The organism is Marinomonas algicola (genome assembly GCF_014805825.1).
GTDB lineage: Bacteria > Pseudomonadota > Gammaproteobacteria > Pseudomonadales > Marinomonadaceae > Marinomonas > Marinomonas algicola.
In genome coordinates this window covers 1,406,099-1,421,866 of record NZ_CP061941.1, presented here as the reverse complement: position 1 = coordinate 1,421,866, position 15,768 = coordinate 1,406,099, and the positions used below count along the sequence as shown (strand labels likewise).

The following is a 15,768-nucleotide window of genomic DNA, read 5'->3' as shown; positions in this document are numbered from 1 at the left end:
TTAGTTTGCATTTTCTCTTATAAAACCGGATGTCGTTTCAATTGCTTCACGCACTAGGTCGGGACCGCGATAAATAAATCCAGAATAGATTTGCACTAATTTCGCACCAGCCTGCAGTTTTTCAACCGCATCCTTACCATTCATGATGCCACCAACCCCAATAATGGGTAGACTGTCCTGTAAATGATCGAACAGCACCCTAACCACCTCAGTTGAAGCATCTCTAACGGGTGCGCCACTTAAGCCACCCGCTTCATCCGCCCTTTTATGACCCTTCACAGCGTCTCTAGAGAGCGTTGTATTAGTTGCGATAATAGCATCAACACCTTGCTGTTGAAGCGTGTCAGCCACTAAACGAATCTCATCTGAAGACATATCTGGCGCAATTTTAACGGCCAATGGTACTTTTTTACCATGTTCGTCAAAATATCGGTTTCGAGCATCAATTAAAGGAGAAATTAACCCGGCTAAACTCTCACCAAACTGCAAACTTCGTAAGCCAGGTGTGTTTGGTGAGCTAATGTTAGCCGTGATGTAGTCTGCGTAGGGTATAACGGCATGTAAACAAGATAAATAATCATTGACAGCGTCATCAACAGACGTGGTTAAGTTTTTTCCAATGTTAACACCTAATATACCAGAATAGTTGTGCTGCTTTATTTGCCCAACCATATGCTCAACACCCTTATTATTGAAGCCCATGCGGTTAATAATGGCCTGATGTTCTGGTAAACGAAATAACCTAGGTTTTGGATTACCTGCCTGGCCTTTTGGCGTCACTGTACCCACTTCCACAAAACCAAACCCCAATGCTCCCATGGCTTCAAAAGCATCGGCATTTTTATCAAGCCCTGCCGCCAAGCCAACAGCATTTGGAAAAGTAAGCCCCATTACATCAACAGAAGCAGATGGCACATTCTCAATAAAAAACTTGTTAACACCTAGACGCTGCCCAGCGGCAAGTAATTCCAAAGAAAGCTCATGAGATACTTCTGCATCTAATTTAAAAAGAAGTGAACGCGCTAGGTTATACATTTTTTATCCTCTTTAGGTTGTGACAATAAAGACTCAACGGCTTATAAACAATATTAGATAAAATAATATGATGACATTTCAGCGGATTTTACTGACGCCAACTAACTTCCTGTTTTCATCAAATTCGACTTCAAAGGTACCATAGAGACCTTGATGGGTAACAAAAGAGGTAAATATAGATAGGGGCAACTGGACATTTCGACCATCTCTACTTTTTGCAACAAGACTTTTTACCGTTCCTTTATACATTTCTTTGAACTTGAACGCTGAAATACTTATATCTAAAACTATTTTTGCCATCTAAAAGCCCTTTCTTACGCTTCTCTTACACTTACTGTATTGTTTTATCTATTTTTTATCCATTAAGATGACGCATTATATTGTGTCTCCCGTTTTAATAACAGAAGTATGAGGAATATTGAGTTAATGGATACTTTAATTCGCACTTTACAGGACGAACTCAACAAAACAATTGTTGGACAAAGTAACTTAATCAAGAACCTATTAATTTCGTTAATCGCAGATGGACACGTTTTACTCGAAGGTCCTCCAGGTATAGCAAAGACAACCGCCGCGAAAGCCCTGGCGAATAGTATCGACAGTCAATTCCAACGAATACAGTTCACTCCAGATTTATTACCGGGTGATGTAACTGGCTCAGATATCTACCAGCAAGAGAAAGGCCAATTCGAATTCGTTGCCGGCCCAATTATGAACAATATCATTCTTGCAGATGAAATAAATCGTGCACCGGCTAAGGTGCAATCTGCCCTGCTTGAGGCAATGGGTGAAAGACAAGTTACCGTTGGTAATAAAAGCTACTCTCTACCAGAACTCTTTTTTGTTATCGCTACACAAAATCCCATTGAGCAAGAAGGAACCTACCCTCTTCCTGAAGCACAACTCGACCGCTTTATGATGAAAATAAAAGTTGATTACCCAAAGGCCGAAGAAGAGCTGGAAATATTACGCAGGGTAAGGCAAGGCGAGCACTCAAAAGCACAACCTAGTAAGCCAGTTTGTTCAACTGAAGATATTTTGTCTTTGAGATCCAAGGCCTTGGATTTATATATGGCCGAAACAGTAGAGCAATACATTGTCCAGTTGATCATGGCGACTCGTCATTCTGAACATTATTTAAAAGCCATTTACCCCGAGACAGAGGCGTTAATTGAATTCGGTTCCAGCCCCCGAGGTACTCTCGCATTAGATCGATGCGCCAGGGCTCACGCATTAATTAATGGCAAGGACTATGTCACTCCCGATGATGTCAAAGCCATAGCGCACAGCGTTCTTAGACACAGAATCCTGCCTTCATTTGAAGCCGAAGCCAAAGGGCTTACAACGGACGATATTCTTAATGAACTCCTTGAAAGAGTTCCTGTGATATAGGCTGTATTTTATGGATAAGCTAATATCACCACTTTCACCTATTCTTGACAACAGCGACTTAATTGCACTTGCCCCTTATGCCAAGCATTTAGGAAAAGCGCCAAAAAAAGCGCAACGCTCGCAGCCTACTGGTCAACACCAGAGGCAGGTTAAAGGTCATGGAATGGAGATGATGGAGCTAAGACAATATCAAATACACGATGAATTTCGCCATATAGATTGGCGAGTTACAGCGAGAACGGGCGTACCTCATACTCGAATTTATGCCCAAGAGAATGAGCACAAACGATTATTGATGCTCGACATCAGTGGCGTTGGTTATTTTGGTACACAACATACTTTCATATCAACAAGAATGGCTCAAGTTGCTAGCCTCATTGCCTGGAGAACCCAAATACAGCACGATAGCTTAGGATACTGTCTAAGTTTCGGGGATCAGATACACCAAAGGTCTTATACCCACAATAAGAAGCTCTTTTCTTTACTTATATCTCACCTAGCAGATGCGACCCATATTCAGCATAGAGCCGTTCCCTCAACATTAGAGCCATGGAATGCGCTGTACAAAACCTCCTCCATAAAACAGCAAAATGTCATTATATTAAGTGACAGATTAACACTCTCTACAGCAGATTTGAAAAGTATCGCTCAACTGGCTAAGCACAATTACCTTCATTGGATTAAAATTACTGATGACAATGCACAGAGATTGCCTAGCGGCCAATATTTGATGGAAGATACTAACGGTTTAAAGTGGCTGTCTGTTTCTCAAATGAAAGTAAAAGCACAACTCGAGGCACAAAACGCTCTATTTAAAAAGCAATTAAACGAGCTTGGAGCCCATGTTCATCAATATGATTTGCATGAGTCGCCTGTGGATATTGCTCGTCATTTACTGACAATAGGGGCTATCCACTAATGAATGAAACGTTACAGACAGGGATAGACCTCCCAAATAAAGCATTTATACTGCCTCAAGCCATTCCAATGTGGCCCCCCATATGGTGGAGTTGGTTAGTGCTGCTTACTTTTCTCACTGGGATCATCATAATTGGGATTATGTTGATAAGACACTATAAAAAAAACGCTTATCGTAGAATCGCGATACAATTATTGGAAAAAACTGAGACATCCCAACTCAGTGATAAAGAACTATTGATTCATTGCCACACAGTTATAAAGCGCTGTTTAGTAACACATAAGCAAGCACTCTATGCCTCTATGCTGACCAATGAATTGCTGCCAATATTGGATAAAAATATGGGAGTGCACGATTCATTTTCTAATCTCGGTCACTGGTTTATTGATGGTCAGTACCAACAAGAATTATCCCTCACTGAAGAAGAACGGGTTAAGCTAATACAAACAACAAAGAAATGGATAAAAAAACATAATGCTTGAATTTATTTGGCCTTGGTTTTTCATTTTATTACCTTTACCAATCTTAATGCGCTTCACAAAGCCGACAACACCTAATAGCGAGGCTATATGGTGGCCTACCGCAAGCTTGATAGACATAGAGTCAAATAATAAACCCGCTAACGCCTTAATAAAAAACCCAACTCTGTTATTGCTTTTACTTTCATGGTCACTCTTTGTAACCGCGATCGCTAGGCCTGTTTGGATAGGAGAACCCATTCAAATAACACCGTCTGGTAGGGACTTATTTATTGCCTTAGATTTATCTGGCAGCATGCAAGTCACCGATATGCAGGTCAATCAAGACGTTGCGGATCGACTTAGTGCGGCAAAACACGTTTTAAACGATTTTATCACTGAAAGAAAAGGTGATCGAATTGGCGTTATCGTGTTTGGTACTAAAGCCTATCTACAAGCACCACTAAGCTATGATGTAGAGACAGTTAACACCTTAATCAATGAAAACCAAATTGGCTTTGCTGGAGAGCAAACGGCAATTGGCGATGCCATCGGGCTGGGCATCAAACAACTTGAAGGCAAAGATAGCGACAAAAAAGTAATGATTCTTATGACTGACGGAGCCAACACCGCCGGTCGAGTACAACCGCTTCAGGCCGCTGAGTTTGCCGCCACACAAAACGTTAAAATCCATACAATTGGCATTGGCGCAGAAGAAATGGTCGTACAAGGTTTTTTTGGTCCCAAGGTGATAAACCCATCATCCGATCTTGATGAGCCATTATTACAGAATATTGCCACTATCACTGAAGGCCATTACTTCAGGGCCAGAAGCACAAATGAGCTGAATGCTATCTACCACTTAATAGACCAACTAGAACCAACCCCCAGCGAAGCGTTATGGCAAAGGCCTAAAACAACCTTATTGCATTGGCTCGGATTATTTAGTCTCCTATGTGCGGGTGCCGGTCTAATTCTACAAAAAAAATCACTCTTTAAAGGACGTAATTAATGGAGCTATTACCCGGCCTGTATTTCGCCCGACCCACCTGGTTATTACTTATTGTATTTACTCTCATTTGTGTATTTCTATTCAACCAAAAAGGGATAAAAAAAACCAACTTCCAAGGCTTTATCGACCCTAAACTTTTACCATTTTTAACCTCAACGAATAACAACCGCGCTGTGCCAAAATGGTTTAGTTTACTCAGTGTATGTTTAGCCATTATTGGTCTATCAGGCATCAGCTGGGAAAAACAACCCCAGCCGACTTACGCCTCTAATGCAAAGACGATCCTATTAATAGATCAATCCATCTCCTTATACGCAACCGACATTAAGCCAAATAGGTTGACTAGGTTGAAACACAAACTACAAGATGTGATAAACGCCATCGATGAAGGCGAGGTGGCAATGGTAGCATTCGCAGGTGATGCTTATACAATCAGTCCTTTTAGTGCAGATAAGACGACATTGACACACTTTTTACTGGCCCTTGATCCATTAATCATGCCTTTATATGGAAGCAATTTACTGTCTGGAATCGAAACCTCTTTGAGTCTACTAAATAACACCTCATCACCTACTAATTTAATTATTTTTACAGACAGCGTCAGTGATCAAGAAGTAAGAGAGATCCCTCAATTAGACAAGATCAAATCCTTAAACGTAAGTATTATAGGCATAGGCACACAAGAAGGTGGCGAAATTGTTCTTCCCGATGGCAATCGACTTAGAAAAAACAATCGGCTCATTGAACCAAAACTCCCAGACGATAAATTAAAGCAATTAGCTAACTCACTAAATGGGCAATATTATAATAACCATTTAACAGACAAGGTAATAAACAGCATAACAACAAACGTCAAAATGAATCAAAAGACCTTACAAGAATCAAATGCGTTAAGTAATATTTGGATTGAAAAAGGCCATTGGTTTATGATGCCATTCTTGATCTGGCTGCTTTTACAGTTCCGCCCTGGCGCCTACCTACTTATCATAATCAGTTTCACTGTCCATCCGCCTCCAAGCATGGCCTCTCCATTAGACTGGTTTATGACAAATGATCAACGAGCTCAAAGCCGTGTCGATCAAGGCAATTGGGAAGGAGCCGCCGAGTTATTTCAAAATAAAAAATGGCAAGCCGCATCAAATTATGCGTTAGAAAAATATGCAGAAGCAGCAGACGTGCTAGAATCACAAGCGTCTTCGGCCAACGACTTCTACAATTTAGGTAATAGCCTAGCTTTATCAGGTGAAATTGAGGATGCCATTAAAGCGTATGAACAATCTTTAGAGCTGAATCCAGACTCAAAAGAGACAAAAGAAAACCTAGCTTATTTAAAGCAGAAGCAAAAAGAACAACAAGATAAAGAACAGCAGCAAAACAAGGCTGACTCAGAAGAAGACTCAGAAGAAGACTCAGACCAACAAGAACAAACATCACAAAACGAAGACAACAATAACCAAGCACAATCAGATCAGAAAAATAACAAGCAAAATAACTCATCCGATGAGCAAGAAGAAAATCAACAAGAGCAAGCAGAAAATCAAGAGCCAGGTGAAGAATCTGACAACAAGAAAAACTTGGATAATCATTCCAAATCAGAAAATGCCCCATTGTCTGATGAAGAAAAAATTGCATTAGATCAATGGTTGCGACAAATACAAGATGATCCCGGTGGTTTACTAAAACGCAAACTCTGGTATCAACATCAAGAGAAACGAGCAGAAAATCGATTTAAACAAGAGGACGGACTGCCAATATGGTAGTAATAAAAAAAACGACTATGGTAGATTCAATATACTTTTTACTGAGTAAATTAAGACTCTTTGCAATTGCCGCTTTGTATCTAATTAGCGTTAATGTTTTTTCTGCTTCCGTAATTTCTTCGCTTAATAAAGATTCCGTTGTGGAAAATGAGGTCGTCCAACTTAGCATACGCACAGACTTCCCTGATACAGGTTCCGGTCCTGACCTAACCGAACTAAAGCGCGATTTTGAGATATTAGGAAAAAGTCAAAACAGCCAATTTCGCTTTAATTTAGGAACCAGCCAAGCATTAAACTTCTGGGTAATTAATTTAATGCCCAAGTCAGTCGGTAAAATAGAAATTCCACCGATTAACGTTGGTGAACACAAATCCGAAGCACTTATTTTAGAAGTGAAAAATGCACCTCAACTGCTCGATGAAAATGGCAACCCTCCCGTTATTCTAAAAATGACCTCTTCTGACCCTCAACCCTACCTACAACAGCAAATTATTTTAACAATGGAGCTGTTCACCTCTGTCGCACTTCAAAACGCAAATATCTCTACCCCAAATCATGCCAACCTTGTCATCGAAAGACTTATTGACGATCAAGCCCGAATTGAATTAATTAATGGCACAAATTACCAAGTGAGAACAAGAACCTATTTAGCGTTCCCTCAAGTCAGCGGCCAATTAGACATTGCCCCGCAAACCATATCCGCCATGATCAACACCAATACAGGTAGACGAATCATTAAGGTCCAAAGTCTACCTATTTCTTTACAAGTTTTACCTATACCAGCAAGTTATTCTAGCGACTACTGGTTACCTGCAAAAAGGGTCAGCATCAATACTAGCCTGTCCCCAATGACAAATGTTCACGTAGGAGATACCCTTACCTGGAAAATCGAAATTAGTGCCGCAGGCGCATTACCTGAACAAATTCCCCCTATTGCTTTTTCCAGCACGCCTGATTATAAACTTTACCCTCAACCTGCAGAATTTAGCAGCAGTAAGTCAGGCTCAGGAATTAATGGCAGCCAATCTCTCACGATTGAGATTGTACCAACAAGAGAAGGCGTCATTTCACTTCCATCAATAGAAATTCCATTTTGGAATGTAGAAGAAAGAGCGATTGAAGTAACAGCAACGGACAGCCTATCCCTTTCTATTTTGCCGCTAGGCAGTGGGTCATTAAACAATCAAACTAACACAAACCCATCCGCTAACCAGCAAGATGGCGGAGCCAAAAATGAACCACTTGACAACCCAAGCCAACCTATATCACTCGCCAAACCTAAAAAGCAAAAACAAACCGAGTCTCAAAGTATCGAAGTAGAGCTGGAAGTATCTGGAGAAAACCCAAGTACTGTATTAAAAATAATAATCGCACTGTCTCTTTTAATAATTATCCTGCTTACATGCACCTTCATTTGGTTAAAAAGAAATAAAAGAAAAACGGCTTCCGATATTGGTATACCAACAATTAAAGAGTTTGCACCAGTCTCAGCAATCGATGAAGCATCAGCTTATCAGCACCTCATTCAATGCTGCCGGTCCAATCAATTATCTCAATTGAGAGGATACCTTTTAGAGTGGGCAAGAGTCCGCTGGGGTGACGAGAATATTTTAGGACTAGAAGACATAAAACGCTTAAGCGACTCCCCTGAAATCACCCAATTAATTATGGAATCTGAGTTAAGCATGTATTCAGACAAAGCAACCAATCAATGGAATGGCGACGCATTAGCCGACGCATTAGAGATACACTTTAACGGAGTACAGAAAACCAGTCCTTCAGACCAATTAAAAACCTTATATCCCAATTTTTAATAATACAAAAGCATCAAACTAATTTACTTCTAGGAGGCTTTTTATGCCATCAGAACATCAAACAGGTATTACGGCCGAACAATCAAGCGATGCCTTATTTATTACTCTCAATGCGAAAGCAAACAAACAACAACAAATTGCCCTAGCACTCAAGCAATGCCCTGATATTATTGTCAAGATGCAAAACACCTACAAAGAGGCAAACTTGCATGCAGCGATAGGTATTGGCAGTGAGTACTGGTCAAAAATTTCACACATAAAACCGCTACAACTGACTGGCTTTAGTCAGATAGACACCCAGCAAGCTCCCGATACACCTGTTGACTTGATATTACATATTCGCTCAGATAGAAGAGACATATCCCACCTGCTTGCTCAGGCTATTTATCAGCTCTTTTCCCATATCACCACTTTAGAGGAAGAAGTAGCTTGCTTTAAATATTTAGACAACAGAGATTTAACTGGATTCGTTGATGGCACTGAAAACCCGACAGGGGACCACAGAGTTGAGGTTGCACTCGTTGGAGAAGAAGACCCCACGTTTAGCGGTGGCTCTTATCTTCATTTACAGAAGTTCATACACAAACTAGACAGCTGGGAAAAACTCTCTATTGATAAACAAGAAACCATCTTTGGTAGGAGTAAAGTAGATAACATCGAATTTACTTCAGCAGAAAAGTCACCACACGCACACACAAAAAGAACATCGATAAAAAACCAACAAGGCGAATCGCTAGAAATTCTCCGTCAAAGCATGCCTTTTTCAACACTGAAAGAATCGGGATTAATGTTTGCCAGTTATTGTCGCACACCAGATAATTTTAATGCTATGTTAAAAAGCATGTTAATTGGAGATGATGAAGGCAAAACCGATCACTTAATGAAATACACTCAGGCTGTAACAGGGCAATCTTTCTTTGTTCCAAGCTTAAATTGGTTGAAACAGCTATAACACCCTAACTGGCTATATCATCTCTAAATCACTCAATAAAAAACCACCAAATGCTAAGCACTTGGTGGTTTTTTTGTAAACCAATTACAAAGTTATCTTTCAATCTCAGCAGAATTAGACAGTAAACTCTGTTGAGCTTGAGCTGAAAGCGTTGAATTAGTTTGATTCAAATAACGTTCATAAAGCTCGGTTTGTTCAGACGCGCCATCAGATGCTTTAGATTCAACAGCCGTCAAGCGTAACACCACCAAATTACCATTTGATAAGCTTTTGATAGCCGTAACAGGTTCTGACTCAGGGTGTGGCAAGGTAAATGCCAATTCAGAAACAGCACTTTCTCCACGTGCCGCACCCGTCACGCTATTTAAATCTTGATCGTCTAAATTAGCCAGGGCGGTATCCGCTTTCTCCTGTAAAGAGTTAACTGCTTTTTGTTGAATCAAGACCGAGGCAACCTGCTCTCGAGCGTCTTCAAGCGACTTTAACGATTCGGGGTTATGCTCTTTTACTCGAACAACAACAACCTCATTATCGTTTAACTCAATAAGGTTACTATTTTGCCCATCCTCTAGCACTTGAGGACTATAAGCGGCCGCTATAACCTGAGGATTAGAGGTTAATTGATCGACTCCGCCATCTCGACCAAATAGATCAGACGTTAGAATTTCCACACCGTATTCTTTTGAAAGAGGCTCTAAACGATCACTCGCATAAGCTAAATCAGAAATATTTTCATGCTCACCCAAAAGAGCCGTTTCAATTTTCCGAGCAATAATATCTTCTTCTAACTGCCCCCTCAAATCATCAAAACTAGCCACATCCGCTTCAACAATATCATTCACCTGTACTAAATGGAGACCAAACTCCGTTTTTACTGGCTGTACTTCACCTAGAGGCATATCAAATACGGAACGATCGAAATCATCGCCCATAATGCCTTTTTCAATGTAGCCTAAATCACCTCCAGAGGCTTTCGAACCAAGGTCATCAGAATAGGACTCAGCAAGAGAGGCGAACGAGACACCGGAATCCAACTTTTGCTGAATTTCTTTTATTAGCTCATTGGCCTCCTCTTCAGAACGAGACTCTCCAAGCTCTAATAAAATATGAGAAACCTGACGCTCCTCTGATCGCTCTAGTGACACCTCAACATCATAAGCCGCTCTTAGTTCAACATCGGTCACATCAACTTTGTCACGTAAATCAGCTGATTTAATAAGCACATAATTTAAAGAGACTTGTTCTTCTTGTTTAAACTCATCTGGATGAGCCGAAAAATAGGTTTCAATTTCCGTATCAGTCACATCCATTTTTTCTGTTTCTGCTGACAGATCAAATTCTACATAATCAAATGTACGAGTCTGATTTTGCAGCATATCAATCATATCAACTTGATATGGTACAACAAATTCTGATGCGGCGACGGCAGAACGAACTTGCTGCAATAAAATATCTTTCTTAACACGCTCTTTAAATGAAAGAGGCGTATAACCAAGGGAACGAACAAAACCTACGTACTTATTTTGATCAAACTGACCATTAGTCTGAAACTCGCCAGCCTGTAATAAATATTGATCTACTTGCGCATCTGAAACACCAAGATTCATCTCTTCTGCATTGTTCAATAAAACCGCACGTTGAATCAAATCATCCAAAGCACGTCTTTGTAACAAGTTATCTTCAAGTAAAGCAGGATTAATCTGATTTCCCATCATGGAAATTAATTGACGCCTTTGCGTTTCTGCCGCTTGCAAAAGATCTGTACGAGTAATTTCCGTACCATTAACTTCGGCTACAGTATCAGAAGAGTTAAATCCTGTTACCAAAGCATCCACACCAAATAACGCAAAAGTCACAACGATGAAGCCAACTATAATTTTAACGACGATCCCGTGTGACTTATCTCTTATATTTTGGAGCATATAGCCTCCATGATGTTTTCCTTCAAGTATGTCTATACAAAAAAAGGTGTACTCCATCTGGAACACACCTCTTTGTCTAATGGCGGAACAGACGGGACTCGAACCCGCGACCCCCTGCGTGACAGGCAGGTATTCTAACCAACTGAACTACTGCTCCGAACTCTTTCAAATAACAAACAAATAAGTAATGCTATCTAATGATTAGTTAACAGCGTCTTTAAGACCTTTACCGGCTTTAAAACCAGGAACCTTAGCTGCTTTAATTTGAATTTCCTCACCAGTCTGAGGGTTACGACCAGTACGAGCTGCACGTTCTTTAACAGCAAATGTACCAAAGCCAACCAAAGTTACTTGGTCGCCTTTTGCTAACGATTCAGTAATGGCTTGTAAAGTTGCATCTAGCGCATTACCAGCAGCGGCTTTGGAAAGATCAGCGGAAGCTGCAATTGCATCAATCAGTTCAGATTTATTCACGTTGTACCCCTTCAGTATTTTCGTGGTTCCTTAAAGCTTTTTAAGACTTCTTTTCATTAGGAGAAAAAAGGATGAGCAGTTATACAAGCCAATCCTACCCTCTGTCAACTCAGAGGTTTCACCTAATGATGACTCACAGCTTCTTGTTCATCAACAATTTTTTCTTTAGAAGTAGCAGTTTCTATCTTTTTTGGTGAAGGAATGTACTCTAAAGCGATATCTAAGACCTCATCAATCCATTTTACCGGATAAATAGATAAATCAGCCTTAATATTATCAGGGATTTCTTTTAAGTCTCTCTCATTCTCGTGAGGAATAATGACCGTTTTAATACCGCCTCTATGAGCCGCCAACAGCTTCTCTTTAAGGCCGCCTATAGCCAAGACCTCGCCTCGTAGAGTAATCTCTCCTGTCATCGCGACAGATGCCTTTACAGGCACCTTCGCAAGCACCGAGACCATAGCGGTACACATTGCTATACCAGCACTTGGGCCATCTTTAGGCGTTGCCCCCTCAGGAACATGCACATGAAGATCTATTTTTTCATGGAAATCTTCATCAACACCAAGCGCAACCGCTCTACTTCGAACAACAGTCAATGCCGCCTGAATCGATTCTTGCATTACATCGCCTAACGAACCGGTTTTTACATGCCTACCCTTACCTGTTAATGCGGCCGCCTCAATGGTTAGAAGCTCTCCACCAACGGATGTCCATGCTAATCCGGTAACTTGACCAATCTGATTTTTTTCTTCCGCCTTACCATAAGAAAAACGCTTCACACCAGAAAACTCTTCTAAAGTATCTCCTGATACAACAACCGCATCTTTACTTTTCGAGAGTGACTGTTGCTTAACAACTCGACGACATACTTTACTTAATTCGCGCTCTAAGCCTCGCACGCCAGCCTCACGAGTGTAATAACGAATTAACCCAGTTAATGCGTCATCCGTTACTTCAATTTCACTGTCTTTCATGCCAGATAATTTTATTTGTTTTGGCAGCAAGTAGCGACGAGCAATATTCAGCTTTTCATCTTCGGTGTAACCAGGGATACGTATTACTTCCATTCGGTCCAATAAAGGACCAGGTATATTCATGCTGTTGGAAGTACAAATAAACATAACATCGGATAAATCGTAATCCACTTCTAGATAATGATCATTAAAAGTATGATTTTGCTCTGGATCTAAAACCTCTAGAAGAGCTGAAGCAGGGTCTCCTCGCTGATCCATTCCCATTTTATCGATTTCATCAAGTAGGAAAAGAGGGTTTTTCACTTTTACTTTTGAAAGTTTCTGTAATAACTTACCAGGCATCGAGCCAATATAAGTTCGTCTATGGCCACGAATTTCAGCCTCATCCCGTACACCACCTAAAGACATTCTTACGTATTTACGATTAACCGCCTTGGCAATCGATTGACCTAAAGAGGTCTTACCTACACCAGGAGGCCCAACAAGACACAGAACAGGACCCTTTACCTTTTTAACTCGCTGTTGAACCGCCAAAAACTCCAATATTCTTTCTTTTACATCATTTAGGCCATAATGATCTTGGTTAAGAATTTTTTCAGCGTAGGCAAGGTCATTACGAACTTTACTGCGCTGTTTCCAAGGTAAAGAAAGTAACCAGTCAATGTAACCTCTTACAACTGTCGCCTCAGCTGACATTGGTGACATCATCCGAAGTTTCTTTAATTCGCCTTCTGCTTTTTCTATCGCTTCTGCCGACATGCCACTTTCAATTATCTTTTCCTGAAGAATATCAAGTTCATTGCCGCTTTCATCCATGTCACCAAGCTCTTTCTGAATGGCCTTCATTTGCTCATTCAGATAATATTCGCGCTGACTTTTTTCCATCTGTTTCTTGACTCGACTGCGAATACTCTTCTCTAGATGCGCTATGTCTAATTCACCCTCCATAAGTGCAATCAAAAACTCACCACGCTCAATCAAAGAACTCATTTCAAGAATACTTTGCTTATCTTCGAGCTTCAACGTCATATGACCAGCAATCGTATCAATGAGCACACCTAGCTCATCTATCACCTTAACGGATGTCACTACTTCGGCTGGGATTTTTTTACTGCCAGCAACATATTCATCTAATTGCTTCAAGAGTGCAGAACGAATGGCCAAGTACGAACTTTCATCTGCATCAGAAGAAACCACTTCAGTTACTTGCGCTTCAACATAATTCTCAAGGTCAACTAATGCATCAACCCGTGCTCTAGCCGCGCCTTCAACCAAAACCTTCACAGTGCCATCAGGAAGCCGAAGCAGTTGCATCACTTTTGCAGTAGTACCTATTGGGTACAAATCTTCAACAGTTGGGTTATCTTTCGATGAATCTTGTTGAGCGACTAAAAAAACAAATTTATTATCATCCATGGCGGCCTCAAGAGCGGCTATGGATTTTGCACGACCTACAAAAAGAGGCAAAACCATATTAGGGTATACCACCACATCTCTTAATGGCAGCATAGGAAGCGTTATCTGTTCAGACATAATATTTTCCAATAAAGCGCATTACACGCGCAAAAAGTAAAAGAGGTTTGATATAAGAAAACATAAGGGCTATCTATAGAAAAACAAGCTCGACTCATGGAGTATTATCAATATGTTGCTTAGATCCTATTATAGATAAAATAAAAAACATAGAATTTCCACCAACAAAAAAGGCCAACTCGATATACTTATTATCAAGCTGGCCTTATATCAGTACTAAAGATAATTACTTATTGGCAACATCATCTTCTTTTTCAAGGACCATCAAAGGTAAACCTTCACCTCGAATAGCCTGGCCATCCATAACCACTTTAGTAATATCTGCCCGGGAAGGAAGATCATACATTGAATCTAATAAAGCCGATTCAAGGATACTTCTTAAGCCACGCGCACCCGTTTTACGTTCTAAAGCAAGCTTAGCCGCCTCTTTAAGAGATTCTTCAGTGAATTCTAATTCTACACCTTCAAGCTCAAACAAATGCTGATATTGCTTCGTTAGAGCGTTCTTTGGTTCACTTAGAATGGTTATCAAAGCCTCTTCATCTAATTCAGACAATGTAGCAACCACTGGCAAACGACCTACAAACTCAGGAATAAGACCAAACTTAACCAAATCTTCAGTTTCAACCTGATGTACGGATTGAGAAAACGTTTTGTCTTCTTCTTTACTCTTAACCACAGCAGAAAAGCCAATACTGCCTTTTTCAGTACGATCACTGATCACTCGATCTAGGCCTGCAAACGCGCCACCACAAATAAACAAGATATTTGACGTATCAACTTGTAAAAATTCTTGCTGAGGATGCTTTCGACCACCCTGAGGAGGAACAGAAGCAACCGTACCTTCAATAAGTTTCAACAATGCTTGCTGAACACCCTCACCAGATACATCTCGCGTAATTGAAGGGTTATCTGACTTACGAGAAATTTTATCTATTTCATCAATATAGACAATACCTCTTTGCGCTTTCTCAACATCATAGTCACATTTCTGAAGCAGTTTCTGAATGATATTTTCAACGTCTTCGCCAACGTAACCAGCCTCTGTCAGGGTTGTTGCATCAGCGATAGTAAAGGGCACATCCAACACTCGCGCCAACGTCTGAGCCAATAACGTCTTACCGCTACCAGTAGGGCCAATCAGCAATATATTACTTTTACCTAATTCAATATTACTACTTTTAGATTGATGGCGTAGACGTTTATAATGATTATAAACAGCAACGGCCAATACTCTTTTGGCTTTCTCTTGACCAATTACATACTCATCAAGAGCCGCTTTAAGTTTTACTGGCGTTGGCAATTCGTCTTGCTTTTCTGGATCTTCGCTGTCAATTTGCGACAACTCTTGTGTAATGATATTACTACATAGATCAACACACTCATTACAAATATATACAGAAGGACCAGCAATCAGTTTCTTAACTTCATCTTGGCTTTTGCCACAAAAAGAGCAGTACAAAAGCCTATCTGAGTGCTCTCCCTTACCAAATTTATCATCCGACATTAAATATTCACCT

13 protein-coding genes and 1 tRNA gene are annotated in these 15,768 nt (G+C 40.5%); 7 read left to right on the top strand and 7 right to left on the bottom strand.

Translation table 11 applies throughout. The features are described 5' to 3' along the window. Positions 1-1,035: a quinone-dependent dihydroorotate dehydrogenase gene (locus IEZ33_RS06330; RefSeq protein WP_191602845.1), complete on the bottom strand. Its 1,035-nt coding sequence runs from the start codon at positions 1,033-1,035 to the stop codon at positions 1-3. A 78-nt stretch (positions 1,036-1,113) separates the two neighbouring features. Then, positions 1,114-1,335, bottom strand: coding sequence for a DUF2835 domain-containing protein (locus tag IEZ33_RS06325; protein WP_191602844.1), 222 nt, complete (start codon positions 1,333-1,335; stop codon positions 1,114-1,116). 126 nt (positions 1,336-1,461) lie between these two features. Here IEZ33_RS06325 and IEZ33_RS06320 point away from each other — a divergent pair, with 126 nt between their 5' ends. The 7 genes from IEZ33_RS06320 to IEZ33_RS06290 are packed head-to-tail and all read left to right on the top strand — an operon-like array spanning position 1,462 to position 9,342. Next, positions 1,462-2,427 carry an AAA family ATPase gene (locus IEZ33_RS06320; RefSeq protein ID WP_191602843.1) on the top strand — a complete coding sequence of 322 codons (966 nt, stop codon included), beginning with the start codon at positions 1,462-1,464 and terminating at the stop codon, positions 2,425-2,427. A gap of 10 nt (positions 2,428-2,437) precedes the next feature. Further along, positions 2,438-3,346 carry a DUF58 domain-containing protein gene (locus IEZ33_RS06315; protein WP_191602842.1) on the top strand — a complete coding sequence of 303 codons (909 nt, stop codon included), beginning with the start codon at positions 2,438-2,440 and terminating at the stop codon, positions 3,344-3,346. Next, the gene (locus IEZ33_RS06310; protein ID WP_191602841.1) at positions 3,346-3,828 is read left to right on the top strand and encodes a DUF4381 domain-containing protein; all 483 of its coding nucleotides are present in this window, start codon (positions 3,346-3,348) and stop codon (positions 3,826-3,828) included. The genes IEZ33_RS06315 and IEZ33_RS06310 overlap by 1 nt, the downstream gene beginning before the upstream one ends. Continuing rightward, on the top strand, positions 3,821-4,816 hold the full coding sequence (locus tag IEZ33_RS06305; RefSeq protein ID WP_191602840.1) for a VWA domain-containing protein: 996 nt from the start codon (positions 3,821-3,823) through the stop codon (positions 4,814-4,816). Before IEZ33_RS06310 ends, IEZ33_RS06305 begins: the two co-directional genes overlap by 8 nt. Further along, the gene (locus IEZ33_RS06300) at positions 4,816-6,576 is read left to right on the top strand and encodes a vWA domain-containing protein (protein WP_191602839.1); all 1,761 of its coding nucleotides are present in this window, start codon (positions 4,816-4,818) and stop codon (positions 6,574-6,576) included. The genes IEZ33_RS06305 and IEZ33_RS06300 overlap by 1 nt, the downstream gene beginning before the upstream one ends. A 17-nt stretch (positions 6,577-6,593) precedes the next feature. Then, positions 6,594-8,390, top strand: coding sequence for a BatD family protein (locus tag IEZ33_RS06295; protein WP_191602838.1), 1,797 nt, complete (start codon positions 6,594-6,596; stop codon positions 8,388-8,390). A gap of 43 nt (positions 8,391-8,433) precedes the next feature. Then, complete coding sequence (locus IEZ33_RS06290; RefSeq protein ID WP_191602837.1) at positions 8,434-9,342, top strand: Dyp-type peroxidase; 909 nt, start codon at positions 8,434-8,436, stop codon at positions 9,340-9,342. A gap of 92 nt (positions 9,343-9,434) precedes the next feature. Here the strand turns inward: IEZ33_RS06290 and IEZ33_RS06285 are convergent, their stop codons facing one another. From IEZ33_RS06285 to clpX, 5 genes are all read right to left on the bottom strand, one after another. Further along, positions 9,435-11,264, bottom strand: a complete 1,830-nt coding sequence (locus IEZ33_RS06285) for a SurA N-terminal domain-containing protein (protein WP_191602836.1) — start codon at positions 11,262-11,264, stop codon at positions 9,435-9,437. Positions 11,265-11,344: 80 nt separating this feature from the next. Then, positions 11,345-11,421, bottom strand: a tRNA-Asp gene (locus IEZ33_RS06280). 44 nt (positions 11,422-11,465) lie between these two features. After that, complete coding sequence (locus tag IEZ33_RS06275) at positions 11,466-11,738, bottom strand: HU family DNA-binding protein (RefSeq protein ID WP_191602835.1); 273 nt, start codon at positions 11,736-11,738, stop codon at positions 11,466-11,468. 122 nt (positions 11,739-11,860) lie between these two features. Beyond that, entirely contained in the window at positions 11,861-14,248 is a 2,388-nt protein-coding gene (lon, locus tag IEZ33_RS06270; RefSeq protein WP_191602834.1) for an endopeptidase La, read from the bottom strand. 226 nt (positions 14,249-14,474) lie between these two features. Continuing rightward, complete coding sequence (clpX, locus tag IEZ33_RS06265; RefSeq protein ID WP_191602833.1) at positions 14,475-15,755, bottom strand: ATP-dependent protease ATP-binding subunit ClpX; 1,281 nt, start codon at positions 15,753-15,755, stop codon at positions 14,475-14,477. Positions 15,756-15,768 lie beyond the last annotated feature (13 nt).

What these genes read in the sequence shown, in the direction of transcription:
- IEZ33_RS06330 (WP_191602845.1), bottom strand. Translation starts at nt 1,035, where the DNA reads ATGTATAACCTAGCGCGTTCACTTCTTTTTAAATTAGATGCAGAAGTA.
- IEZ33_RS06325 (WP_191602844.1), bottom strand. Translation starts at nt 1,335, where the DNA reads ATGGCAAAAATAGTTTTAGATATAAGTATTTCAGCGTTCAAGTTCAAA.
- IEZ33_RS06320 (WP_191602843.1), top strand. Translation starts at nt 1,462, where the DNA reads ATGGATACTTTAATTCGCACTTTACAGGACGAACTCAACAAAACAATT.
- IEZ33_RS06315 (WP_191602842.1), top strand. Translation starts at nt 2,438, where the DNA reads ATGGATAAGCTAATATCACCACTTTCACCTATTCTTGACAACAGCGAC.
- IEZ33_RS06310 (WP_191602841.1), top strand. Translation starts at nt 3,346, where the DNA reads ATGAATGAAACGTTACAGACAGGGATAGACCTCCCAAATAAAGCATTT.
- IEZ33_RS06305 (WP_191602840.1), top strand. Translation starts at nt 3,821, where the DNA reads ATGCTTGAATTTATTTGGCCTTGGTTTTTCATTTTATTACCTTTACCA.
- IEZ33_RS06300 (WP_191602839.1), top strand. Translation starts at nt 4,816, where the DNA reads ATGGAGCTATTACCCGGCCTGTATTTCGCCCGACCCACCTGGTTATTA.
- IEZ33_RS06295 (WP_191602838.1), top strand. Translation starts at nt 6,594, where the DNA reads ATGGTAGATTCAATATACTTTTTACTGAGTAAATTAAGACTCTTTGCA.
- IEZ33_RS06290 (WP_191602837.1), top strand. Translation starts at nt 8,434, where the DNA reads ATGCCATCAGAACATCAAACAGGTATTACGGCCGAACAATCAAGCGAT.
- IEZ33_RS06285 (WP_191602836.1), bottom strand. Translation starts at nt 11,264, where the DNA reads ATGCTCCAAAATATAAGAGATAAGTCACACGGGATCGTCGTTAAAATT.
- lon (WP_191602834.1), bottom strand. Translation starts at nt 14,248, where the DNA reads ATGTCTGAACAGATAACGCTTCCTATGCTGCCATTAAGAGATGTGGTG.
- clpX (WP_191602833.1), bottom strand. Translation starts at nt 15,755, where the DNA reads ATGTCGGATGATAAATTTGGTAAGGGAGAGCACTCAGATAGGCTTTTG.